This is a genomic window from Sphingobium sp. FW306-1B-F04DB (genome assembly GCF_058781925.1).
Genome location: NZ_JBYSXE010000001.1, coordinates 374,921 through 396,254, shown reverse-complemented (window position 1 = coordinate 396,254; position 21,334 = coordinate 374,921). Strand labels below are relative to the sequence as shown.

At 64.5% G+C, this 21,334-nt stretch carries 30 protein-coding genes; 12 read left to right on the top strand and 18 right to left on the bottom strand.

Annotation, left to right across the window (positions count from 1 at the left end):
- Positions 1 to 4: 4 nt before the first annotated feature.
- Entirely contained in the window at positions 5 to 157 is a 153-nt protein-coding gene (locus tag AC3WJD_RS01895) for a hypothetical protein (protein WP_492743991.1), read from the bottom strand.
- Between the two features lie 76 nt (positions 158 to 233).
- Positions 234 to 959 carry a Crp/Fnr family transcriptional regulator gene (locus tag AC3WJD_RS01890; RefSeq protein WP_492743989.1) on the bottom strand — a complete coding sequence of 242 codons (726 nt, stop codon included), beginning with the start codon at positions 957 to 959 and terminating at the stop codon, positions 234 to 236.
- Between the two features lie 255 nt (positions 960 to 1,214).
- Between AC3WJD_RS01890 and AC3WJD_RS01885 the strand changes: the two genes are divergently transcribed.
- Positions 1,215 to 1,478 (top strand): hypothetical protein, encoded by a 264-nt coding sequence (locus tag AC3WJD_RS01885; RefSeq protein WP_492743988.1) that lies wholly within the window; start codon positions 1,215 to 1,217, stop codon positions 1,476 to 1,478.
- Here the strand turns inward: AC3WJD_RS01885 and AC3WJD_RS01880 are convergent.
- The 10 genes from AC3WJD_RS01880 to AC3WJD_RS01835 all read right to left on the bottom strand — a co-directional run bounded on the left by AC3WJD_RS01880 (position 1,466) and on the right by AC3WJD_RS01835 (position 5,230).
- Positions 1,466 to 1,882, bottom strand: a complete 417-nt coding sequence (locus AC3WJD_RS01880) for a SufE family protein (protein ID WP_492743986.1) — start codon at positions 1,880 to 1,882, stop codon at positions 1,466 to 1,468. The genes AC3WJD_RS01885 and AC3WJD_RS01880 overlap by 13 nt on opposite strands.
- Positions 1,883 to 2,113: 231 nt before the next feature.
- Positions 2,114 to 2,347 carry a hypothetical protein gene (locus AC3WJD_RS01875; protein ID WP_492743985.1) on the bottom strand — a complete coding sequence of 78 codons (234 nt, stop codon included), beginning with the start codon at positions 2,345 to 2,347 and terminating at the stop codon, positions 2,114 to 2,116.
- 30 nt (positions 2,348 to 2,377) lie between these two features.
- On the bottom strand, positions 2,378 to 2,635 hold the full coding sequence (locus AC3WJD_RS01870; RefSeq protein WP_492743984.1) for a hypothetical protein: 258 nt from the start codon (positions 2,633 to 2,635) through the stop codon (positions 2,378 to 2,380).
- A gap of 30 nt (positions 2,636 to 2,665) precedes the next feature.
- On the bottom strand, positions 2,666 to 2,938 hold the full coding sequence (locus AC3WJD_RS01865) for a hypothetical protein (protein ID WP_492744090.1): 273 nt from the start codon (positions 2,936 to 2,938) through the stop codon (positions 2,666 to 2,668).
- Between the two features lie 66 nt (positions 2,939 to 3,004).
- Entirely contained in the window at positions 3,005 to 3,277 is a 273-nt protein-coding gene (locus tag AC3WJD_RS01860) for a hypothetical protein (protein ID WP_492743983.1), read from the bottom strand.
- Between the two features lie 25 nt (positions 3,278 to 3,302).
- Positions 3,303 to 3,590: a hypothetical protein gene (locus tag AC3WJD_RS01855; protein ID WP_492743981.1), complete on the bottom strand. Its 288-nt coding sequence runs from the start codon at positions 3,588 to 3,590 to the stop codon at positions 3,303 to 3,305.
- 29 nt (positions 3,591 to 3,619) lie between these two features.
- Positions 3,620 to 4,000: an envelope stress response membrane protein PspC gene (gene pspC / locus AC3WJD_RS01850; protein ID WP_241631325.1), complete on the bottom strand. Its 381-nt coding sequence runs from the start codon at positions 3,998 to 4,000 to the stop codon at positions 3,620 to 3,622.
- Positions 4,001 to 4,044: 44 nt separating this feature from the next.
- Positions 4,045 to 4,314, bottom strand: a complete 270-nt coding sequence (gene pspB / locus AC3WJD_RS01845) for an envelope stress response membrane protein PspB (protein ID WP_492743977.1) — start codon at positions 4,312 to 4,314, stop codon at positions 4,045 to 4,047.
- A gap of 4 nt (positions 4,315 to 4,318) precedes the next feature.
- Positions 4,319 to 4,990: a phage shock protein PspA gene (gene pspA / locus AC3WJD_RS01840; RefSeq protein WP_492743975.1), complete on the bottom strand. Its 672-nt coding sequence runs from the start codon at positions 4,988 to 4,990 to the stop codon at positions 4,319 to 4,321.
- A gap of 87 nt (positions 4,991 to 5,077) precedes the next feature.
- Positions 5,078 to 5,230 carry a hypothetical protein gene (locus AC3WJD_RS01835; protein WP_492743973.1) on the bottom strand — a complete coding sequence of 51 codons (153 nt, stop codon included), beginning with the start codon at positions 5,228 to 5,230 and terminating at the stop codon, positions 5,078 to 5,080.
- A 176-nt stretch (positions 5,231 to 5,406) separates the two neighbouring features.
- Between AC3WJD_RS01835 and pspF the strand changes: the two genes are divergently transcribed.
- The 3 genes from pspF to AC3WJD_RS01820 all read left to right on the top strand — a co-directional run bounded on the left by pspF (position 5,407) and on the right by AC3WJD_RS01820 (position 7,781).
- Complete coding sequence (pspF, locus tag AC3WJD_RS01830) at positions 5,407 to 6,432, top strand: phage shock protein operon transcriptional activator (RefSeq protein WP_492743971.1); 1,026 nt, start codon at positions 5,407 to 5,409, stop codon at positions 6,430 to 6,432.
- Between the two features lie 59 nt (positions 6,433 to 6,491).
- Entirely contained in the window at positions 6,492 to 7,061 is a 570-nt protein-coding gene (locus AC3WJD_RS01825) for a tetratricopeptide repeat protein (protein ID WP_492743969.1), read from the top strand.
- 96 nt (positions 7,062 to 7,157) lie between these two features.
- A complete protein-coding gene (locus AC3WJD_RS01820; RefSeq protein ID WP_492743968.1) occupies positions 7,158 to 7,781 on the top strand; it encodes a superoxide dismutase in 624 nt (207 codons plus the stop codon).
- Positions 7,782 to 7,909: 128 nt separating this feature from the next.
- Here AC3WJD_RS01820 and ispZ read toward each other — a convergent pair whose 3' ends face one another.
- From ispZ to dapF, 4 genes are read right to left on the bottom strand one after another with little or no spacing between them, the layout of a single operon-like run.
- Positions 7,910 to 8,518: a septation protein IspZ gene (ispZ, locus tag AC3WJD_RS01815; RefSeq protein WP_492743966.1), complete on the bottom strand. Its 609-nt coding sequence runs from the start codon at positions 8,516 to 8,518 to the stop codon at positions 7,910 to 7,912.
- Positions 8,515 to 9,441, bottom strand: coding sequence for a signal recognition particle-docking protein FtsY (gene ftsY / locus AC3WJD_RS01810; RefSeq protein ID WP_492743964.1), 927 nt, complete (start codon positions 9,439 to 9,441; stop codon positions 8,515 to 8,517). Before ftsY ends, ispZ begins: the two co-directional genes overlap by 4 nt.
- A complete protein-coding gene (mtaB, locus tag AC3WJD_RS01805) occupies positions 9,438 to 10,697 on the bottom strand; it encodes a tRNA (N(6)-L-threonylcarbamoyladenosine(37)-C(2))-methylthiotransferase MtaB (RefSeq protein ID WP_492743962.1) in 1,260 nt (419 codons plus the stop codon). Before mtaB ends, ftsY begins: the two co-directional genes overlap by 4 nt.
- Entirely contained in the window at positions 10,694 to 11,500 is an 807-nt protein-coding gene (gene dapF, locus AC3WJD_RS01800; protein WP_492743960.1) for a diaminopimelate epimerase, read from the bottom strand. The genes mtaB and dapF overlap by 4 nt, the downstream gene beginning before the upstream one ends.
- On the opposite strand from dapF, the gene AC3WJD_RS01795 reads away from it, so the two are divergent.
- Positions 11,499 to 12,077, top strand: a complete 579-nt coding sequence (locus AC3WJD_RS01795) for a DUF924 family protein (protein ID WP_492743959.1) — start codon at positions 11,499 to 11,501, stop codon at positions 12,075 to 12,077. The two genes, dapF and AC3WJD_RS01795, sit on opposite strands and share 2 nt — an antisense overlap.
- Here AC3WJD_RS01795 and AC3WJD_RS01790 read toward each other — a convergent pair.
- On the bottom strand, positions 12,052 to 13,686 hold the full coding sequence (locus AC3WJD_RS01790; RefSeq protein WP_492743957.1) for a putative bifunctional diguanylate cyclase/phosphodiesterase: 1,635 nt from the start codon (positions 13,684 to 13,686) through the stop codon (positions 12,052 to 12,054). The genes AC3WJD_RS01795 and AC3WJD_RS01790 overlap by 26 nt on opposite strands.
- Positions 13,687 to 13,920: 234 nt before the next feature.
- Here AC3WJD_RS01790 and ffh point away from each other — a divergent pair, with 234 nt between their 5' ends.
- The 7 genes from ffh (at position 13,921) to AC3WJD_RS01755 (ending at position 20,219) form a co-directional block, all read left to right on the top strand.
- Positions 13,921 to 15,393 carry a signal recognition particle protein gene (gene ffh / locus AC3WJD_RS01785; protein ID WP_492743955.1) on the top strand — a complete coding sequence of 491 codons (1,473 nt, stop codon included), beginning with the start codon at positions 13,921 to 13,923 and terminating at the stop codon, positions 15,391 to 15,393.
- A gap of 32 nt (positions 15,394 to 15,425) precedes the next feature.
- Positions 15,426 to 15,998 (top strand): 30S ribosomal protein S16, encoded by a 573-nt coding sequence (rpsP, locus tag AC3WJD_RS01780; protein ID WP_492743953.1) that lies wholly within the window; start codon positions 15,426 to 15,428, stop codon positions 15,996 to 15,998.
- A 3-nt stretch (positions 15,999 to 16,001) separates the two neighbouring features.
- Positions 16,002 to 16,478 (top strand): ribosome maturation factor RimM, encoded by a 477-nt coding sequence (gene rimM / locus AC3WJD_RS01775; protein ID WP_492743951.1) that lies wholly within the window; start codon positions 16,002 to 16,004, stop codon positions 16,476 to 16,478.
- Positions 16,479 to 16,509: 31 nt separating this feature from the next.
- On the top strand, positions 16,510 to 16,779 hold the full coding sequence (locus tag AC3WJD_RS01770) for a hypothetical protein (protein ID WP_492743949.1): 270 nt from the start codon (positions 16,510 to 16,512) through the stop codon (positions 16,777 to 16,779).
- Positions 16,776 to 17,516: a tRNA (guanosine(37)-N1)-methyltransferase TrmD gene (gene trmD, locus AC3WJD_RS01765; protein ID WP_492743947.1), complete on the top strand. Its 741-nt coding sequence runs from the start codon at positions 16,776 to 16,778 to the stop codon at positions 17,514 to 17,516. Before AC3WJD_RS01770 ends, trmD begins: the two co-directional genes overlap by 4 nt.
- 1 nt (position 17,517) lies before the next feature.
- On the top strand, positions 17,518 to 17,895 hold the full coding sequence (rplS, locus tag AC3WJD_RS01760; protein WP_492743945.1) for a 50S ribosomal protein L19: 378 nt from the start codon (positions 17,518 to 17,520) through the stop codon (positions 17,893 to 17,895).
- A 101-nt stretch (positions 17,896 to 17,996) separates the two neighbouring features.
- Positions 17,997 to 20,219 carry a S9 family peptidase gene (locus AC3WJD_RS01755; protein ID WP_492743943.1) on the top strand — a complete coding sequence of 741 codons (2,223 nt, stop codon included), beginning with the start codon at positions 17,997 to 17,999 and terminating at the stop codon, positions 20,217 to 20,219.
- Between the two features lie 119 nt (positions 20,220 to 20,338).
- On the opposite strand, the gene AC3WJD_RS01750 is transcribed toward AC3WJD_RS01755, so the two are convergent.
- The gene (locus AC3WJD_RS01750; RefSeq protein WP_492743941.1) at positions 20,339 to 21,265 is read right to left on the bottom strand and encodes a LysR substrate-binding domain-containing protein; all 927 of its coding nucleotides are present in this window, start codon (positions 21,263 to 21,265) and stop codon (positions 20,339 to 20,341) included.
- Between the last annotated feature and the right edge of the window lie 69 nt (positions 21,266 to 21,334).

Here is a 21,334-nt window from a genome sequence, read left to right as displayed (position 1 = left end):
CGCATCAATACGGCGCGATCCGCTTGGCACGGCGCGCATATTCATCGGCGAAGCGGATATGGATCTTGCGCACGCACTGGTCGCGAGTCGCGTGCGCCAGCCGGCGCTCCTCACGTTCGCGGCGCAGATAATAATCGTGGTCGTCGATTCGGTGCACGGCGTCTCTCCCGCGATTTCGGCGTTTTAGGCAGGGAGCGACGCGCGCGCACTAATCTAGATCATGTGCGCCGTCGTTAGTCGGGCGTGCCGTCGACATAGAGATAGGCGTCGTCGAAATCGCCATATTGCCTGAGTCGCTGCCAGTCGCCGATGTGCACGGCGCCCCCCCGGAATTCGAGCACCCCCTCGTCGCGCAATTGACGCAGCACGCGGTTCACATGCACGGGGGTCAGCCCGCACGCCTCGGCGATATCCGATTGCGTGATCGGCAGTTTGAAACGGTAATCGGCGGACAACCCGACCAGATGCAGGCGAACATATACCTCGCAGAAAAAGTGCGCGACGCGTCCCAGTGCCCCCAGCCGGCCGAGACTGAAGATCCATTCGCGGTGCATCGCGGCGTCGAGCAGCGTGCTGAACCACAGCATCCGCATGAGGTGTGGATGATTGCGCGTGAGGGTCAGCAAGGTATCGCGCGAAAACGTCGCCACCTTCGCCGCTGAGAGCGTGGCGACATCATGGTCGAGCTGCTCGAGCGGAAAGCCGTGGAGGTCTACGAAATCGCCGGGCACATGCAACGCCACGAGCTGCCGTTGCCCGTCGCGCCCGTCCATATAGCGGCACATGAACCCCTCGACCAGCAACGTGCTGCGCGTCACGATATCGCCCTGGCGCACGAGCACATGGCGCGCGGGAAGCGTACGCACTTCGGCGACGGCGTCCTCCAGCGCCTGCTTTTCCGCTTCCGACAAGCGATCGCGTCGGCGGCGTTCGAGGAATTTCGCGGTCACCTCGATCAAGATCGGCCCTTTCCGCAGCTATGGGTTTCAATCGTTTCGACAACGCACGGATGCCCGCCGGGTGCCATCGCAGCCAGTGGTATCGCCAGAAGCGCAACTAAGGCAGAATAATTTTGAGCGGCTTGATCGAGGTTAATCGGGATCAGCGCAGGCTGTGCCAGTTTCGCGGCGCCCCAATTGACCCGGGGGCATGACCACGGGAGGGCGGGCCATCCTTTGCGACCCGGGATGGCCCTCCTCTTTGCGGGAGCGGCGATGCCAGATTCCGGATCATCCCCCGACACTTCGCCGCTGGCGCAGAGCCAGGTCTATGCGGAGCACGCATCGCGCGCGCTCGCCGAGGCGCAGGCTTCGCCACTCCCCAACGTCCGGCTCCGCTTCGTCATCGCGGCCAAACGCTGGATCGCGCTCGCGCGGCAGGCGCGCCGGATGGAGTTGCGCAATGCGGAAATCAGGCCCGGCGGGCCGCTAGCCGACGCCAATGAGGATCAGGACGCCAATGAGGATCAGGTGGCGTAGCGCTCGGCGGTCTGGCGGATCAGCGCGATCATGTTGGGAATGCCCTGCGTACGGTTGGAACTGAGCTGGTTCCGGAGGTCGAAAGGCTCCAGCGCGTCCTCGACGCTGAGTTCGAGCAGCTCGGCGGGTGTCCGATCCTGAACGATCTGGAGAATGAGCGCGATGATCCCCTTGGTGATCGCCGCGTTGCTGTCGGCCAGAAAGTGCAGGCGCCCGTCCTCGATGCGTGTCGGATACACCCACACCGCCGCCGAACATCCGCGCACCAGCGTGGCGTCGGTCTTGAGCGCGTCGGGCATGTCCTCGAGCGCGCGGCCGAGCTCGATCAGCAGCCGATAGCGATCGTCGGCGTCGAGGAATTCATACTCTTCCTGGATTTCGGTAATGGCGTTCACAACGGTCATGTCGTGCGCGCTAGCAGGGCATGCAAGGGGCGGTCTAGCGTCTTTCGGTCTGGTTGGCCGGCATTGCGAGCGCAGCGAAGCAATCCATGCCGGACGTCAGGGGCTTGATTGCTTCGTCGCTACGCTCCTCGCAATGACGGTAGGAACTTGCGTCGCACGAAACCTGAGCAGCGCGTGGGGCAGGGCGGCGCTCCGCCCAGCCGAACATGCCCGCCGCCTTGGGTTCGGCGCTCAAAGCTCGACGCCGGCGGCGATGGCTTCGAGCTTGCGAATCCGTTCCTTCAGATCCGCGATCTCGATGCGTGAGCCCGCCGTAGTCGGCTGCGCCTCGAGCCGGGCCTGCTGAAGTTCAGCGCGCTTGAGGTCAAGCCAGCCGCGCCATCCACGCAGCGCCGCCGCCGTTACCATGCCGATCCCCGCGAGCGCGGAAAGCGCGATGGTCAGGTAGAAAGTCGGGTCGGTCATTGTTTTTCCCCATCCTGGCGGGGCCGGGCGTCAGGCCCGGTCCCGTTCGCGCAGTTTCTCGATCTCCCGGTCGAGCGCGCTGGTGTTGTCGGTCGCGAGCCTTTCGAGCACCGCAACCCTTTCCTTCAATGCCTTCACCTCGTCACGCAGGCGTTGGGTGTCGGGATCGTGAAGGACCATGTCATTGCCCTTCCAGTCCTTGCCCACCTTGTACCGGGCGCGGAGGATGCCGCCGATGGTGACGATGAAGACGATCGCCACGACCATCGAGAAAGGATTGTCGAACATTTACTGTCTCCCTGAACCGTCAAATCTCAATCAGTTGCTCTTGCCGCGCAGCGTTTCGATTTCGCGCGTCAGCGTATGGGCTTCATCGGTCACGATCCGCTCGACATTAGCGAGCCGGTCCTTGATCGATCCAATCTCGGCGCGAAGCTGCGCGTTTTCCTGCGTCAGCAGCTTCACGCGCTCGATCGCCTCTTCGTTCTTCCTCGGATAGACCGCCTGACCCCATGCGCCGTCGAGCGGATAGCCGTTTTTGATGCGGAGCCAGGTAGTGATGACCCATCCCGCCACACCGGCTACGCCCATGATCGCGATCAGGGGGAAGAGGCCCTGAATGAATGTCAGCTTCTCGTTCATTTTCCACTCAATCCCTTAGTTGAGCCGCTCGTCGCGGAGCAGTTCGATTTCTTGTGCGAGCGTCGCGTTGCCCTCGGTCGCTATGCGTTCGAGGACGCGGACGCGCTGTTCCAGCCGGTCTATATGGGCGGCCTGCGCCGCAGCCTTGTCGGCTGCCATTGCCGCTGCGTGGTCAAGCTGCTTTTCCTTCAGCTTGATCCAGTGCCGGAAGATGCTGGCGCCAATGCCTCCGATTACGGGGATTCCCACCACGATCACGAAGAAGAGAAGAAAGGTGGTCGACGTCATCCTATTGCTCCCAGGGCTGTCATGTTCAGCGCAATGCGTCGATTTCGCGGGCGGTCCGGTCGGCGGGGTCGGTGGCGATCCGCTCAAGCACCGCGATGCGCTCCTCAAGCCGTGTGATCTGGCCCTTCAACTGCTCGTTTTCGTGCGAAAGAAGCTCGATTTTTCGATCAGCGTCGGGGTCTTTTCGATCAACGGTGCCGCCCCATTCGTTCTCGATCGGATAGCCGTGCTTCGCCCTGATCCAGGTGGAGAGCAACCAGCCCCCCATGCAGATCGCGACGATCGCGACGATGAAACCCGGTCCCTGAAACATTGTTTTCCTCCCTGTTGACAGGCACTTGCTTAACGCAGGCTGTCGATTTCATCGGCGAGACGCGTGTTACGGCTCGTATAGTAGAGCTCGACATCCGCCAGGCGCCGGTCGATGTCGCGGAACTTGGCGCGAACATCGCGCGTGGTTCGCGCGGGCGACTGGCGCACGCCTTGCCAGAATTTGGCGTCCTCGGCGCTTTCATAGAGTCCCAGCGGTTTGGGATTGGCGACCCAGGCCGCGACCCAATAGGCGATCAGCGTCCAGGGGAAGCCACCCGCCAGCGTCAGCAGCACGGTGCCGATGCGGACCCAGGTGACGTCGACGCCGGTGTAATCGGCGATCCCCGAGCAGACGCCCAGCCACTTGGCGTTCTGCTTGTCGAGGTAGAATTTTGTGCGGCTCGCGGACATTTTCGGTCTCTCCCTGTGCGATGCGTTTGATGGTGGAGCGCCGGTCAGCGGCGCTGTTCCAGCCGGGTGATGGTGGTCGGGCCTTCGATGTCGCCCGATTTCCAGTTGGGATTATCGGCGGTGATGATCCGTTCGACGGTGTTCAACCGCTCCTCGAGCCGCCGCGCGGTGTCGTGAAGCTCGTCGAGCAGGTTTTCATCCTCGCGCGTGATGCTGGCACCCCTTTTCCATTGGGTCACGTAGTGGAGGATGATCCAGGGCATTCCGATGAACAGGATGCCGACGACGATGATGGGGACAAGCGTGTCTTCCATCGTATCAGCCCTCCGAACCGGCAGCCTTGGCCTTCAGCGCGGCAAGTTCAGCCTCGACCTTCTCTGAAGAACGCAGCTCGGCGATCTCTTCCTCGAGCGTCTTCTGCGGCGCGCCCAGCTGCAGCGAGTCGGCGCGGCCTTCGGCCAGGTCAACGCGGCGTTCGAGCAGGTCGAAGCGCGAGAACGCCTCTTCGACCTTCTGGCCGGCATAGGCTTCGCGGACCTTGGCGCGGGTGTGCGCGCTTTCCAGGCGGGCGACGATCGAGTTCTGGCGCGCGCGGGCCTCGCGCAGCTTGGCCTGCAGCTTCGAGATATCCTCTTCCGCGGCGCGCAGCGCGTCGTCCAGCACCGTGATCTCGCTCTGGAGCTGCTCGGACATGTCGGCGGCCTTCTGCTTCTCGACCAGCGCGGCCTTGGCCAGGTCCTCGCGATCCTTGGACAGCGCCAGCTCGGCCTTTTCGGTCCAGCTTTCCTGAAGCTTGTCGAGCTTGACGATGTGACGGCGCATTTCCTTCTGATCGGCGATCGTGCGGGCGGCGGAGGCGCGGACCTCAACCAGCGTCTCTTCCATCTCCAGGATGATCATGCGGACCATCTTCGCCGGGTCTTCCGCCTTGTCGAGCAGGTCGGTGACATTGGCGGCGATGATGTCGCGGGTTCGTGAGAAGATGCCCATTTTATAACTCCTGAGATGAAATTCTTGGCGGATCCGAAGGGGGCGCCGGGGCGGAGCAAGGGGTTTCCGCCCCGGCGGGTTGTGTCGTCAGGCAAAGGTCCGGACGACGGGGGTAGGGGCATCGGCCTTGTCCGCCGCCCGGGCGGGGCCGACTGCGCTCAACACACAGGTGGCGCTGAACAGGACGGTGCAAACGATGGCGGTCATGGTGCTGCCAAACTTGCTGTTGGTGATGTTCATTGTGGGTCTCCCTGAATCTTGGCCTGAGTTGCTATGCGTCACTGAGTTGCTCCAATCTTTGCAGGAGGCATGCCAATTTTGAAAAATGGCGAAATTCTGTCGATTTTGCTCATTATGCGTTCCGTTTGCACCATTTTTCATTGCCAAGAATTGGGAAATTTCACTAAGTCTCGGCCATGGATCGTGATAACGCCTTTCTCGGTCAATCGACCGCCTTTCTCGACTCGGTCGAACGCACCAGCCGCGCAGCTGCGCTCAACCGCCCGGTGCTCGTCATCGGCGAGCGCGGCACTGGCAAGGAGCTTGTCGCCGAGCGCCTCCACCGCCTCAGCCCTCGCTGGGACGGCCCGCTCGTCATTATGAACTGCGCCGCGCTTCCCGAAACGCTGATCGAGACCGAACTCTTCGGCCACGAGCAGGGCGCGTTCACCGGCGCGATGCGCGCGCGGCAGGGCCGCTTCGAGGAGGCCGATGGCGGCACGCTCTTCCTCGACGAACTCGGCACGCTCTCGATGGCGGCGCAGGAACGGCTGCTGCGTGCCATCGAATATGGCGAGGTGACGCGGATCGGTTCGAGCCATCCCGTCCGCGTCGACGTCCGTATCGTCGCGGCCACCAACGAGCACCTGCCCGGACTGGTCGAAGAGGGACGGTTTCGCGCCGACCTGCTCGACCGGCTGAGCTTCGAGGTACTGACGCTGCCGCCGCTACGTGCGCGCGAAGGTGACGTGCCCGTGCTTGCCGACCATTTCGCGCGCCGGATGGCGGCCGAGCTCGACTGGCCCTATTGGCCCGGCTTTTCCGAAACGGCCTCGGCGATGCTGGTCGCGCATGACTGGCCCGGCAATGTCCGTGAACTGCGCAATGTCGTCGAGCGCGCGGTCTATCGCTGGGCCGATCCCGAGCGGCCGGTAGATACGATCACCTTCGATCCCTTTGCGTCACCCTGGCGGCCTCGGGCCATGCCCGGCGCGCGGGCAGAGGTTGCGCCGGCGGCCGAGCGGCCCGAGGCACCTGTCCCCCCGTCGCAGATCGAACCGCATGCGGTAAATGACCTGAAACAGGCGGTCGAGGCGCATGAGCGCCAAATTCTCGAGGCGACGCTCGCGCGACACCGCTTCAACCAGCGCGCGACCGCCAAGGCGCTCAATCTCAGTTATGATCAGCTGCGTCACGCGTTGAAGCGGCACGAGTTGCTCTGAATTCGCCGACCCGGGCGAAAGCTGCTATATTCGCGGCGATAACAGGAGAGGAGGACGTCATGCGCTATGCATGGAAGTCGGCCATCCCGGCGATCGTGATCATCGCCTGCCTGGGGTCTCCGGCGCTAGCTTCGAAAATGGTGATCGGGGGCGGTATGGCCCGCCAATGCTATCTGGACGCCGAAAACCAAAGGCCCAGCCGCCTTGCGATCGACGGCTGCACAGAGGCGCTCCAGACCGAGGCGCTGACGCCCGACGATATCGTGGCGACCCATGTCAATCGTGGCATTCTGTATCTGCAGCTGGGCGATTACGGCACGGCGATCGAAGATTTCGATCAGGCAACCAAACTCGATCCCGAAGAGCCCGAAGCCTATCTCAACAAGGCACTGACGCTGTTCAGGACCGAGGACCGCTGGCGGGAATCGCTGCCGCTGTTCGATGTCGCGCTAGAGAAGAAGACGCGCCGGCCCGAGATCGCCTATTACGCACGCGGCCTCGCCAATGAAATGGCGGGGAATATCCGGCAGGCCTACAATGATCTGCGCATGGCGGTCGAGATCGCGCCCAAGTGGGAACCGCCCATCCGCGAACTGGCGCGATACCAGGTGAAGCCCAAGGGGTCCTGATCGAAAAAATTGATCGCGCCGGCAGGCAAAGTTGGGAGACCAATTTGTTGCTGATGCGTTAGGAGGGCGCGTTTTCAACCCCCCAAGAGGTGAATCATGCCCTTCCAGCTTCCCGATCTCCCTTATCCCAAGGACGCGCTCGAGCCGCATATGTCGGCCGAGACCTTCGACTATCACCACGGCAAGCACCACAAGGCCTATGTCGACAAGGTCAATGGCTGGATCGACGAAAAGAAGCTCGCCGGCCTCAGCCTGCTCCAGGTCATCGAAAAGGCGAAGAAGGACGGCGACAAGGGCTTATTCAACAATGCCGCGCAGATCTGGAACCACAGCTTTTTCTGGCAGTGCCTGAGCCCCAAGAGTGGCAAGCCTTCGGCAAAGCTGCAGGCGATGATCGACGAGGCTTTCGGCTCGACCGACGCGCTGATCGCCAAGCTCAAGGAGGAATCGGTCGGCCATTTCGGCTCGGGCTGGGGCTGGCTCGTGCTCAAGGGCGGCAAGCTGGCGGTCACCTCGCTCCACGATGCCGATACGCCGGTGGTTTATGACGACGTCAAGCCACTGCTCACGCTCGATGTGTGGGAGCACGCCTATTATGTCGATTATCGCAACGCGCGCCCCAATTATCTTGATGCGGTGCTCGCCAACCTGATCAACTGGGACTTCATCGAGCAGAATCTCGACGGCGAAGGCGCGAGCCGCGCGGATCAGGCGCAGTAATCAAAATCCTCCCCGAAAACGGGGAGGGGGACCATGCGGAGCATGGTGGAGGGGCTGGGCCGGAATCCGGTGGCAGCCCCTCCGTCGTGCTGAAGCGCGCCACGTCCCCGTGCCGGGGAGGATTTGCGTCAGCCCTGTGGCGGGGCGGTCTCGGCGGCTTCCTCGCCGCTGACCGAGAGGCCGTGACGCATCATCATCGGGACGTTGGCGATCGCGAAGAGCAGCGACAGGACGGTGATTCCCCAGACCTTGAGCGTGAGCCACAGGTTGAAATCGAGCGTCATCCGCATCGCCTCGTTGAGCAGCGCCATCGCCGCGAAGAAGATCGCCCAGTTGCGCGAGAGCTTCATCCAGCCGGCATCATCAAGCCCGTCATAGGCGGCCTGGAGCAGCACCTTGAGCAGTGGCTTGCCGATCAGCAGCCCAAAGAACAGCGTGCCCGCGAACATCGTGTAGATGATCGTCGGCTTGATCTGGATGAACTTGGGATCGTGGAACCAGACGGTCAGCGTCCCGAAGCCGATCACGAGCACCGCCGAAAGCCAAAGCATCGGTGACACCTTGCCGAGCTTCAGCTTCGACACCAGCACCGCGATCGCGATCGCCACCATGAAGGCGATCGTGCCCATGATGACGCCGCCCGCGAACTTGTACGCGAGGAAGAAGATGAGCAGCGGCCCGAAATCGAGCGCGAGGCCGAGCCCCCCATGCTGCTTCTGCCTGGTATCCTCTGTCATTCTCCGCTTCCCGCAATCGCGCGCGCCAGCTCCGCCGCCTCGAACGGTCGCAGGTCGTCAATGGTTTCGCCGATGCCGATCGCATGGATCGGCAGGCCGTACTTCTCCGCCGCGGCGACGAGAACGCCGCCCCGCGCGGTGCCGTCGAGCTTGGTCATCACCAGGCCGGTGACGCCTGCCACCTCCTTGAACACCTCGATCTGCGAGAGCGCATTCTGCCCCGTGGTCGCGTCGAGCACGAGCACGACGTCGTGCGGCGAGGCGGGGTTGAGTCGGCCGAGCACGCGGCGAATCTTCGCGAGCTCATCCATGAGCTCGCGCTTGTTCTGGAGGCGCCCGGCGGTGTCGACGATCAGCACGTCGGTCCCGATCTCCGTCGCCTGCTTGACCGCTTCATAGACGATACCCGCGGCGTCGCCCCCCTCGGGGCCGCTGACGATCGGCACGCCGATACGGTGCGCCCAGACCTTGAGCTGGCCGATCGCGGCGGCGCGGAAGGTGTCACCCGCGGCGAGCATCACGCTGTAATCCTGTTCCTGGAACAGGTGGGCGAGCTTGGCAATCGTGGTGGTCTTGCCCGATCCGTTGACGCCGATGACGAGGATCACCTGCGGGCGCGGGAACGCCTCGATCTCGATCGGTCTGGCGACGGGGATCAGGACCTTCTCGATCTCCTCCGCGACAAGTGCCTTCACGCCCGCCTCGTCGATGTCCTTGTCATGGCGGCCGTCGGCGAGCCTCTCGCGCACGCGCGCCGCCATGCCGGGGCCGAGATCCGAGACGATCAGCGCTTCCTCGATCTCGTCGAGCGTCGCCTCGTCGAGCGCCGATTTGGTGAAGAGCCCCGTCAGGTTCTCGCCGAGCCGGTCGGAGGTGCGTTTGAAGCCGCTGAACAGTTTTCTGTGCCAGGGGGTCTCGCTCATGCGGGCACGCCCGTCAGTGTCGTCCCGTCAAGGCCGGTGATTGCGAGGTCCATGATCGTTCCAGTGTCGTTGCGGCGGAAACGGGGATCGAGCCGTACGCGCGCGAAGTTCTCGGCATGGCCCGACAGGCCGTCCAGTTCGATCAGCACCTTCTGTTTCGTTCCCGTCTGCGATTCGAGCCAGCGCCTTTGCCTCAGCGTTGCCGTTTCACGCAACCGTCGCGCGCGATCCTTGATCACGGCGCGGTCAAGCTGTGGCATCCGCGCGGCGGGCGTGCCGCGGCGCGGCGAATAGGGGAAGACATGACCATACACGATGTCGCAATCATCGATCAGCGCACGGGTATTCTCGAACATCGCCTCGTCCTCGGTGGGGAAGCCCGCGATGATGTCGGCGCCGATCGCGATTTCGGGCCGGGCGGCCTTCAGCCGTTCGACGATCGCGACCGCCTGTCCGCGGCTATGACGGCGCTTCATGCGCTTGAGGATCAGGTCATCGCCCGCCTGGAGCGAGAGATGGATGTGCGGCATGATCCGCGGCTCGTGCGCGAGCAGCTCGAACAGCCGGTCATCGATCTCGACCGAGTCCATCGAGGACAGCCGCAGCCGGCGCAGCGCGGGGACGTGGCGCAGAATCCGCTCAACGAGCTGGCCGAGGCTCGATCCGCCGGGCAGGTCGGGCCCGTAGCTGGTGAGGTCGACTCCGGTCAGCACCACCTCCTGATAGCCCTGATCCACAAGCGCCTTGATCCGGTCGATTGCCGCGCCAGCGGGAACCGAGCGGCTGTTGCCGCGGCCATAGGGGATGACGCAGAAGGTACAGCGATGGTCGCAGCCATTCTGCACCTCGACAAAGGCGCGCGCATGTTCGGCAAAGCCCGAGGCGAGCTGTGGCGCGGTCTGGCGGACCGCCATAATGTCGGCGACGCGGACTTCGGTCGGGCCGTCGGGGAAAGAGAAGAGGAAGCTCTCCGGTGTCATCTTCTCGCGATTGCCGATGACGCGCGATACCTCGGGCATGGCAGCGAAACTCTCGGGCTCGATCTGCGCGGCGCAGCCCGTGACAATCACGCGCGCATCGGGGCGCGCGCGCTTGGCGCGGCGGATCGCCTGGCGCGTCTGGCGCACCGCCTCGGCGGTCACGGCGCAACTGTTGACGATGACCAGATCATCCGCCTCGGCCGCAAGCGCGCGGATCGCCTCGCTTTCGGCGATGTTGAGCCGGCAGCCGAGGGTGATCATTTCGGGGCCGCTCATGCGAGCCAGCCTGTATCGATCTCGCCCGAATAGACATGGGTGGCGGGGCCGGTCATCCGGATCGTGTCTCCCCGCCGCCAGTCGATGGTGAGGTCGCCGCCCGGTAGTGTCACCGTCACCGGACCCTCGGCCAGACCGAGCCGGATCGCGGCGACCGCGGTGGCGCAGGCGCCCGTGCCGCACGCCTGCGTCAGCCCGACGCCGCGCTCCCAGACGCGCAGGGAGATCGCATTGCGGCTGCGGATCGTCGCGACATTGACGTTGACGCGCTCGGGAAAGAGCGGGTCGGTCTCGATCACCGGACCGACCCGATCGAGTGGCACGGCATATGTGTCGGGCACGAAGAAGATAACGTGCGGATTGCCGACATTGGCGGCAGTGGGCCGCTCGAGACAGTCCCAGCCGACGGGCATGTCGCGCGTATCCATCGCATAGGCGAGGGGGATGGTCTCCCAGTCGAAGCGCGGAAGTCCCATGTCGATCGTGGCACCGGTGCCGTTGGTCCTGCCGTGGAGGATACCGGCGAGCGTCTCGATCTTCACGTCCTCGCCAAGCAGCCGTGCGACGCAGCGCGTCGCATTGCCGCACGCCCCAACCTCGCCGCCATCGGCGTTGAAAATCCGCATCCGTGCATCGGCGACGGTGGAGGGCTCCACAAGGATCAACTGATCACAGCCGACCCCGGTGCGCCGGTCGGCAATGGCGCGCACCTGCGCGTGATCGAGCGCGACCGGCGCGACGCGCGCGTCGATCACGACGAAATCGTTGCCAAGCCCGTGCATCTTGTGAAAGCGTACGCCCATGACCCGCGATCTAGGCGTGAGCCGCCCCGAAGTCCACAGATGGGCCCGTCAAATCCTCGACTTCTGGCTGATCGAAACGCCGCCGGAGCGCCGCTTTGCCAAAGATGATGCGCTCGATCGCGAAATCACGGAGCGTTTCGGCGCGCTGCATGCAGGCGTGAAGGCCGATGGCGCTGCGGGGTGGCGTGACGATCCCGAGGCGCTGCTCGCCGGGGTCATCCTGTTCGACCAGTTTTCGCGCAACATGTTCCGCGGCGACGCCAGGGCTTTCGCGACCGATGCACTGGCGCGCGATCTGGCGAGGCTGGCGCTCCGGCGGGGCTGGGACAAGACGATGGCGCCAACCGAGCGGCAGTTCCTCTACATGCCCTTCATGCATTCGGAGGATGGCGACGATCAGGCGCTTTGCGTCCGCCTGTTCGCCGAACTGGGCAACGCCGAGGCGCTCGACTTTGCGCAGCGCCACGCCGATCAGATCGTCCGTTTCGGTCGGTTTCCGCAACGCAACGCGGCGCTTGGCCGGCAAAGCACCGCCGCGGAGCTTGAACTGCTCAGCCGGCCTGACGCCACTTTTTGACTGCCTCGGTGCGACGGGAGGCTGCAGGCAGCAGATTCTTGTCCGCGAGCAGCTTGCGGACCTGATTGATCGGCATCGGCTTGCCGAAATGCCAGCCTTGGCCCTTGTGAACACCCAGCACGCGCAGGCGCTGCTCGATCTCGGCGTCCTCGATCCCTTCGGCGGTGACGGGCAGGCCGAGGCTGTCGCCCAGCCGCGTGATCGCGTTGACGATCGCGGCGCTTTCGGGGTTGTCGTTGATCGACGAAACGAAGCTGCGGTCGACCTTGATGCGATCGAAGGGCAGCGCGCGCAGGTGCGCGAGTGAACTGTAGCCCGTGCCGAAATCATCGAGCGCGAGCTTGATCCCCTGATTCTTGAGGCTGCCGACGATCGATTGTGCGAGCGTGAGGTTTTCGAACAGCGAGCTTTCGGTGATCTCGACCTCGAGCCGGTGCGCGGGATAGCCCGTTTCGACCAGCAGCTTGACGAGCTTCTGCGCGAGCCAGGGGTCCTTGAGCTGGCCAGGCGAGATGTTGACCGACAGCGTGAGCGACGGATCCCAGTCGCGACCATGCTCCATCGCCTGACGGATGATCGACATCGACAGGTCGCCGATCATGCCCGTTTCCTCGGCAACCGGCACGAATTGTTCGGGTGAGACGAGGCCCTGGGTGGGGCTGTCCCAGCGCGCGAGCACCTCGAATCCGTGAAGCCGACCGGTGGTGAGGTCGATCTGCTGTTCGTAATAGGGCACGAACTCACCCTTGGGGATGCCACTCCTGAGCCCCGCCTCGATCGCGTTGCGCACCTGCAATGCGCGCTCCATCGATGCGTCGAACCAGCAATAGCGGTTGCGACCCGAATTCTTTGCTGCGTACATCGCGATATCCGCGCGGCGCATCAGCGCCTCGATCGTGTCGCAATCATTTTCCGAGCGCGCAACGCCGACCGACACGCTGATATGCGTGTGGATCCCGGCTGCGTCGAAGGGTTGCGAGAGGCGCGAAACGATCTTTTCGGCGACCCGGTTGACCGCCTCGGGACTCGAAGGGTCGAACAGGAAGGCGCAGGCGAATTCGTCGCCGCCAAGCCGCGCCGAAAGTGCCACCGGCGGCATCGCGTTCTCGATCTCGGCAGCCACCGATTTGAGCAGGGCGTCGCCCGTGGCATGGCCGTGCATGTCGTTGACGTTCTTGAAATTGTCGAGGTCGAGCATCAGCATCGCGACCGATTTTTGCCGACGATTGGCGCGCGCGAGCATCGCGGCGCCCGATTCCGCCAGCGAACGGCGATTGAGGAAACCGGTAAGCGGATCTTTCGAGGCGAGTTCGCGCGCACGCTCCTCGGCGGCGCCGCGTTCCTTCACCTCGCGCGACAGGTCGGCGTAGCGGCGCCAGCCGAACAGGATGAGCGCGATGTTTAGCAGCAGCGTGCCGACCAGCGCCTGGTCGGCGCCGCCGCCCATGCCCGAAATCTGCCTGACCGCGTCGCTCAGCACGGTGCTGCCGGTACCGACGAACAGCAGGATCGCCGCGAGGGTGACGCCGCCAGTGATGATGTCGCGTCGCGCGTTGACGACGGCGGAGCCGCGTCTCCTCACCGTTGCGGCCTGACGTGCTTGGGCCATTGGTCCTGTCCCCATTTCCCCATATCTCTCCGCTTCTGGCCAAAAAGCGTGTAGATCAGGTTAAGCGTCGACGGCTCTTGCGCGGGGCGCGCATTTCCACTATTTGCCCGCCCAAATCGTTCCGACCATGGACGAACCGCACGCGCCCAAGGGCGCACGCCGGCCGACGAGGTTTCGTCCGCCGGCGTATTTTGCGTTTTGTCCGTCGGCCGGAACGGGAAAGGAAACTGGACGATGTTTGAATCCTTGAGCGAAAGGCTCGGCGGCGTATTCGACAAGCTTCGCGGGCGCGGCGCGCTGGGCGAGGCCGACGTGCGTGCGGCCATGCGCGAGGTGCGCATCGCGCTGCTCGAAGCCGATGTCGCGCTCCCCGTCGTCCGCGATTTCGTCGAGAAGGTCACCGAACAGGCCGTCGGCCAATCGGTGCTGAAATCGGTCACGCCCGGCCAGCAGGTCGTCAAGATCGTCAACGACGCGCTTGTCGAGATGCTCGGCGCCGAAGCGTCGGAGCTCGAACTGGCGGTAACCCCGCCCGCGATCGTGATGATGGTCGGCCTTCAGGGCTCGGGTAAGACCACCACCACCGCCAAGCTTGCCAAGCGCCTGACCGAAAAAGACCGCAAGAAGGTCCTGATGGCGTCCCTCGATGTCAACCGTCCCGCAGCGCAGGAACAGCTGGCAACGCTGGGCGAGCAGACCAGCGTCGCAACGCTGCCGATCGTGGCCGGGCAGCAGCCCGTCGACATTGCGCGCCGCGCACTTCAGGCCGCGAAACTCCAGGGCTTCGACGTGCTGATGCTCGACACCGCAGGCCGTCTCCACGTCGATCAGACGCTGATGGACGAGATGAAGGCGGTCGCGGACGTTGCGCAGCCGCAGGAAATCCTGCTCGTCGTCGACTCGCTCACAGGCCAGGACGCGGTCAACGTCGCCAAGAGCTTTTCCGAACAGGTGCCGCTGACGGGTGTCGTGCTTACCCGCATGGACGGCGATGCGCGCGGCGGCGCCGCGCTTTCGATGCGTGCCGTCACGGGCAAGCCGATCAAGTTTGCGGGCGTGGGTGAAAAGCTCGACGCGATCGAGGCATTCCATCCCAGCCGCGTCGCGGGCCGCATCCTCGGCATGGGCGATGTCGTCAGCCTCGTCGAGCGCGCCGCCGAGACGATCCAGGCCGACGAGGCGGAAAAGCTCGCCGCCAAGATGGCCAAGGGCCAGTTCGATCTGAACGACCTGCGCGCGCAGCTCGACCAGATGAAGCGCATGGGTGGCCTCGGTGCACTCGCCTCGATGCTGCCGGGCATCAAGAAGGTGCAGAATGCGATGGCCAATGGCCAGGTCGACGACAAGATCCTCGTCCGCCTCGACGCGATCATCGGTTCGATGACGCCCAAGGAGCGGACCAAGCCCGAACTGATGAACGCCAAGCGCAAGATCCGCGTCGCCAACGGCAGCGGGACGACGGTGCAGGAGGTCAACCGCCTCCTCAAGATGCATCAGGAAATGTCCACCGCGATGAAGAAGATCAAGAAGATGGGCGGTCTTAAGGGCCTTGGCGCGCTGCTCGGCAAGGGCGGCATGGGCGGCCTTGGCGGGATGCTCGGCGGTGGCGGCGGTCAGCCCCCCGCGGGCCTTCCGGGGCTCCCCGGCGCTGGGCAGGGCGGCATGCCCCAGCTTCCCCCGGGTTTCGACAAGTTTCTGAAGAAGTGATTGTTAGAGTTTAGAAAGAAGGAAGAAATACAATGGCAGTTTCCATTCGCCTTTCGCGTGGTGGTTCCAAGAAGCGCCCCTATTACCGCATCGTCGTCGCCGACGCGCGCAGCCCGCGTGACGGCAACTTCATCGAGAAGATCGGCACCTACAACCCGCTTCTCGCCAAGGACGACGCCAACCGCGTGACGCTCAACGGCGAGCGCGCCAAGCACTGGCTCTCGGTCGGCGCGCAGCCCACCGATCGCGTTGCCCGCTTCCTCGACGCCGCCGGCCTCAAGGAACGCGCTGCGCGCAACAACCCCAAGAAGGCCGAGCCCGGCGAGAAGGCCAAGGAGCGCGCCGAGGAGAAGGCCGAGAAGCTGAAAGCCGCCGAGGAAGCCGCAGCCGAGGCTGCTGCCGCGCCCGCGCCGGCTGAAGAGCCCGCCGCCGAAGAGGCCGTTGAGGTTGTCGCCGAGGCCGTCGAGGCCGCGACCGAAGAGCCGACTCCCGAGACCGAAGCTGCCGTCGAGGCAGCCACGGAGGAAGCTCCGGCAGCCGAAGAAGCTCCCGCAGCCGAAGAAGCGCCCGCCGAAGAGGCTGGCGAAGAAAAGGCCGAGGGCTGATCCTTGTCCGCTCGCCCGGTCACGCTTGCCGTCATCATCGGCGCGCATGGCGTGACGGGCGAGGTGCGCCTCAAGTTGTTCGCCGAAAGCGTGGACAGCCTGAAGGCGCACAAGCGCTTCAATGAGGGGGCGCTGACACTGAAGAGCGTGCGCGATGGCCCCAATGGCGCCATCGCCCGCTTCGCCGAGATCGCCGATCGTACCACCGCGGAGAAGCTTCGCGGTACCGAGCTCACGATCTCGCGCGATGCCCTGCCGCCGCTGGCCGAGGGCGAATATTATCATGCCGACCTGATCGGGCTCCCCGCAGTCTCCACGGCCGGCGAAGTGCTCGGCATCGTTGTCGCGGTGGAGAACTTCGGCGCGGGCGACGTGATCGAGATCGAACGCCCCACGGGCAAGCGCTTCATGGTGCCGATTTCGGCGGTTCCCGAATGGGGCGAAACGTTGATCGTCGACGCAGCCTTTGCGGATGCGTGAGAAGCTGGTCTAAGCGGCAATCATGGAACTGATGGCAATTCTCTTTGCCTTCGTGCTTGGCGCCGGCCCGGCAGCGCTCGGCTTTTTCCTTGCCGGACGCGCGGGACGCGCCCGGGGGCGGGCGATTCTCGCGCTGCTGTTCAGCCAGACCGTGCTGCTCTTCATGTCGCTGTCCGCGGTGATGGCGGAATATGACATGCAGGGCCTGACCGCGGCGCTGACCTTCTGGCTCGCCGGGCTGGCAGCTTCGCTCGTCGTCATCACCACGCTCGAGAAGCGCCATGGCTGGCGGCTGCCGTGACCTTCGCCGCCCAGATACTCACCCTCTATCCGGAGATGTTCCCGGGGCCGCTCGGGCAATCGCTCGCGGGCCGCGCGCTGTCCGAAGGGCGCTGGTCGTGCGACACGATCCAGATCCGCGATTTCGCGACCGACAAGCATCGCTCGGTCGACGATACACCCGCGGGGGGCGGGGCGGGGATGGTGCTCAAGCCTGATGTCGTCGCGGCCGCGGTCGATCATGCGCTGGCGCGCCAGCCTGATGCACCGATCCTGGCAATGACGCCGCGCGGACGGCCGCTGACTCAAGCACGTGTGCGCCAACTGGCGGCGGGGCCGGGGGTAACCGTTCTGTGTGGCCGTTTCGAGGGTTTCGACGAGCGCCTGTTCGAAGCGCGGGCGATCGAACCCGTCTCGATCGGCGACTATGTGCTGTCGGGCGGCGAGACCGCCGCGATCGTGGTGCTAGACGCTTGCATTCGGCTGCTTCCCGGGGTAATGGGCGCGGCTTCGAGCGGAGACGAGGAAAGCTTCGAAAGCGGCCTCCTCGAATATCCGCATTATACCCGGCCCGTCGAATGGGAAGGGCGCACGATCCCCGAAGTGCTGCGATCGGGGGATCATGCGAAGATCGCCGCCTGGCGGAAACAAAGGGCGGAGGAAGATACACGGCTAAGGCGGCCGGACCTTTGGGAGCGCCACAGTGGCGCTCGGGACCAGTCGCCCTCTGGTGCGCAGCGCGAGAAGAAGGACAGATGAGATGAACCTCATCCAGCAGATCGAAGCTGAACAGATCGCCAAGTTCAACGAGGCGAAGAAGATCCCCGAATTCCGCCCCGGCGACACCGTCAAGGTCGGCGTGAAGGTCGTCGAAGGCGAGCGTACGCGCGTCCAGAACTACGAAGGCGTGTGCATCGCGCGTTCGAACAAGGGCATGGGCTCGTCGTTCACCGTCCGCAAGATGTCGTTCGGCGAAGGCGTCGAGCGCGTTTTCCCGCTCTATTCGCCCAACATCGATTCGATCGAAGTCGTCCGCAAGGGCGCCGTTCGTCGCGCGAAGCTCTATTATCTGCGTGGCCGCACCGGCAAGCGCGCTCGTATCGCGGAACGCCGCGAGGTTCGCGACACCGCGGCCTGATCGCCACGGCGTAAAGGCTTTGAGACGGGCGTCGGTAGCGATAAGGCTGCCGGCGCCCGTTTCATTTCGGGTGGGTTTTTAGAATAGTCAGGGATTTGAGGATGCTGGGTAGATGGTTGCTGGCGGGCGTAGCATTGGTTTCGGTTCAGATGTCTCCCGCCATGGCTGAGCCTGCCCGACAGCAACTGACGCTCGAGCGCATCTTCGGCAGCCCCGACCTCAATGGCCCACGTCCGCGCGCATTGAAGCTCTCGCCCGACGGCACGCTGGTGACGCTTCTGAAGAACCGCGCCGAGGATCGCGACCGCTATGATCTCTGGGCGATCGACACGAGGACCGCGAAGGCCTCGATGCTCGTCGACTCCGCAAAGATCGGCAGCGGCGCCGAGCTTTCCGAGGAAGAGAAGATGCAGCGCGAGCGCGCGCGCATCGGCGGCACGCGCGGGATCGTCGCCTATGACTGGGCGCCCGACAGCAAGAGCCTGCTCGTGCCGCTCGATGGCGACCTCTTCCTCGCGACGCGCGACGGCAAGGTCCGCCGCCTGACCGAGACCAAGGCGGGCGAACTCAACGCGACGATCAGCCCCAAGGGCGGCTTCGTCTCCTTCGTGCGCGACCAGAACCTGTTCGCGCTCGATCTGAAGAACGGACAGGAGCGCCAGCTTACCAGGGACGGCGGCGGCACGCTGAGCTGGGGCGTTTCGGAATTCGTCGCGCAGGAAGAAATGGACCGTACCAAGGGCAGCTGGTGGTCGCCCGATGACAGCCGCATCGCGGTTGCGCGCGTCGAGGAAAGCGGCGTGATGATCGTCAGCCGCGCCGCGATCGGTGCGGAGGGCACCAAGGTTTATGACCAGCGCTATCCGCGCGCTGGCACGCCCAACGCAAAGGTCGATCTCTATGTCATGCGCGCCGCCGGCTCGCAGCAGGTGAAGGTCGATCTCGGGAGCGACCCCGATTATTACCTCGCGCGCGTCGACTGGTTGCCCGATGGCAGCGCGCTCATCGTCCAGCGCGAGAACCGCGCACAGACCCAGCTCGATCTGCTCAAGGTCGATCCCGCGACGGGCAAGGCCACCCCAATGTTCGCCGAGACGAGCAAGACCTGGATCAACCTCAGCAACGACCTGCGCGCATTGAAGGACGGCAGCCTGATCTGGACGTCCGAGCGCAGCGGCTTCTCGCACATCTATCACTGGAAGGACGGCCAGTGGACGCAGCTGACCAGCGGCGACTGGGCGGTGAAGGAAGTCGCCGGCGTCGATCAGGCGAAGGGCCGCGTCTATTTCCTAGGGAATCGCGAAACTCCCGTCGAGCAGCATCTTTATGCAGTCGACATCGCGAAGCCGGGGCAGGTGACGCGGCTGACCGAGGCAGGCTGGTGGAACGGCGCGGTGATGGACGGCGGTGCGACGCGCGCGATCGTGACGCGCTCCAGCCCCAACCAGCCCGAGCAGGTCTATCTGGCCGACAGCAACGGCAAGCGCCTCGCGTGGATCGAGGAGAATGCGCTGAAGGGCAACCATCCCTACGCCCCCTTCGTCGCCAACCATGTCGCGCCGAAGTTCGGAACGTTGAAGGCTGCCGACGGCTCGACGCTCCACTACAAGCTGCTGACGCCGAAAATTGAACCGGGCAAACGCTATCCCGTCTTCGTCCAGGTCTATGGCGGGCCCGGCGGCGGTCGTCAGGTCACCGCGGCCTGGGGTGGCGGGCTGCACCAGTATCTGGTCGACAAGGGCTGGGTGGTGTTCTCGGTCGACGGCCGCGGTACCCCCGATCGCGGCAAGGCGTTCGAGGACCAGATCCACAAGGCGATGGGCACCGTCGAGGTGCAGGATCAGCTGACGGGCGTCGAATGGCTGAAGCAACAGCCCTTTGTCGATCCCAGGAAGATCGCGGTCTATGGCTGGTCCTATGGCGGTTATATGACGCTGAAGCTGCTCGAGGCCGCGCCGGGCACCTACGCGGCGGGTATCTCGGGTGCGCCCGTGACCAAATGGGAGCTTTACGACACCCATTATACCGAGCGCTATATGGGCAATCCCGCGACCGACGCGGCGCCCTATGCCAAGTCGGGCGCGCTGGGCGACGCGACGAAGATCGTCGATCCGCTGCTCCTCATCCACGGCATGGCCGACGACAATGTCGTGTTCGAGAATTCGACCGCGCTGATGGCAACGCTGCAGGGAGCGGACAGGCCGTTCGAGACGATGGTCTATCCCGGCCAGACGCACCGCGTTGCGGGGAACGGCGTCAGCGTCCACCTCTGGCGCACGATCGGCAACTTCCTCGATCGCGCGGTGTTGGGCAAGAACGACTGAAACGCTGCGTTCAGTGCTCCGGGCTTGACCCGGAGCCCATGTCCGAAGCGATGGTGCACTTGTAAACATGGGCTCCGGGTCAAGCCCGGAGCACCGACGCGGATTTATTGCACAATGTTCTAAAGGTCAGCGACCGGCCCGATCGCGCGTCTCTGCGCGGCGCAGGCGTCCCCGAGAAAATCGACGAGCGCGCGGACCGAGGGCAGGAGCCCGCGCCGCGAGGGGAACACCGCGTGGATGATCCCGCTCCTCGGCCGCCAGTCGGGGATGAGGTCGATCAGTCTTCCGTTGCGGATGTCCTCCCACACCATCATCGTCGGCAACTGGACGACGCCGACGCCCGCGAGCGCCGCTTCGCGCAGCGCCGCCATGTCGTCGGTCACCAGCCGAGGGCTGTGCGGCACCAGCGCGGCAAGCCCGTCGGGGTGTTCGAGGCACCAGCTATGCTCCTGATGCGCCGGACCGAGGTCGAGGCTGGGAAGATCGTTGAGGTCGGCGGGGAGCTGCGGCGTCGCGCGTCCGACGAGCAGGGCCGCGCTTGCGACGAGGCTCTGCGTGCTTTCGTCGAGCTTCTTCATGACGAGTTCGCTCTGTTCGAGCGGCGGAAAGCGCACGCGGATCGCCAGGTCAAAGCCCTCGCCGATGACGTCGACGCGGCGGTTGGTGCTCTCCAGATGGACCGCCACGCGCGGGTTCTCGATCATGAAGCGCGCAATCAGCGCGCCGAACTGGAAATTGACCAGTGCCGTGGGGCAACTCATGCGGATCACGCCCTGCGGTTCGGATCGGACCTGCTCGATCACCTGCTGCGCCGCGTCGGCTTCGACGAGCATGGCGAGGCAGCGCTGATAATATTCCTGCCCGACATCGGTGACCGAGAAGCGCCGCGTCGAGCGCTGGATCAGCCGCACGCCCAGCCGGTCCTCGAGCTGTCCGACGCGGCGGCTGAGCTTGGATTTCTGCATGCCCAACGCGCGCGCTGCGGGCGCAAAGCCGCCGTGATCGACGACCTGGACGAAATAATAGAGATCGTTGAGATCCTGCATTGTCCTGTTTTTAGGACGCAGCGTGCGATAGAGCAATCTACCGCCGCGATCGTCCGAATATTATAACCA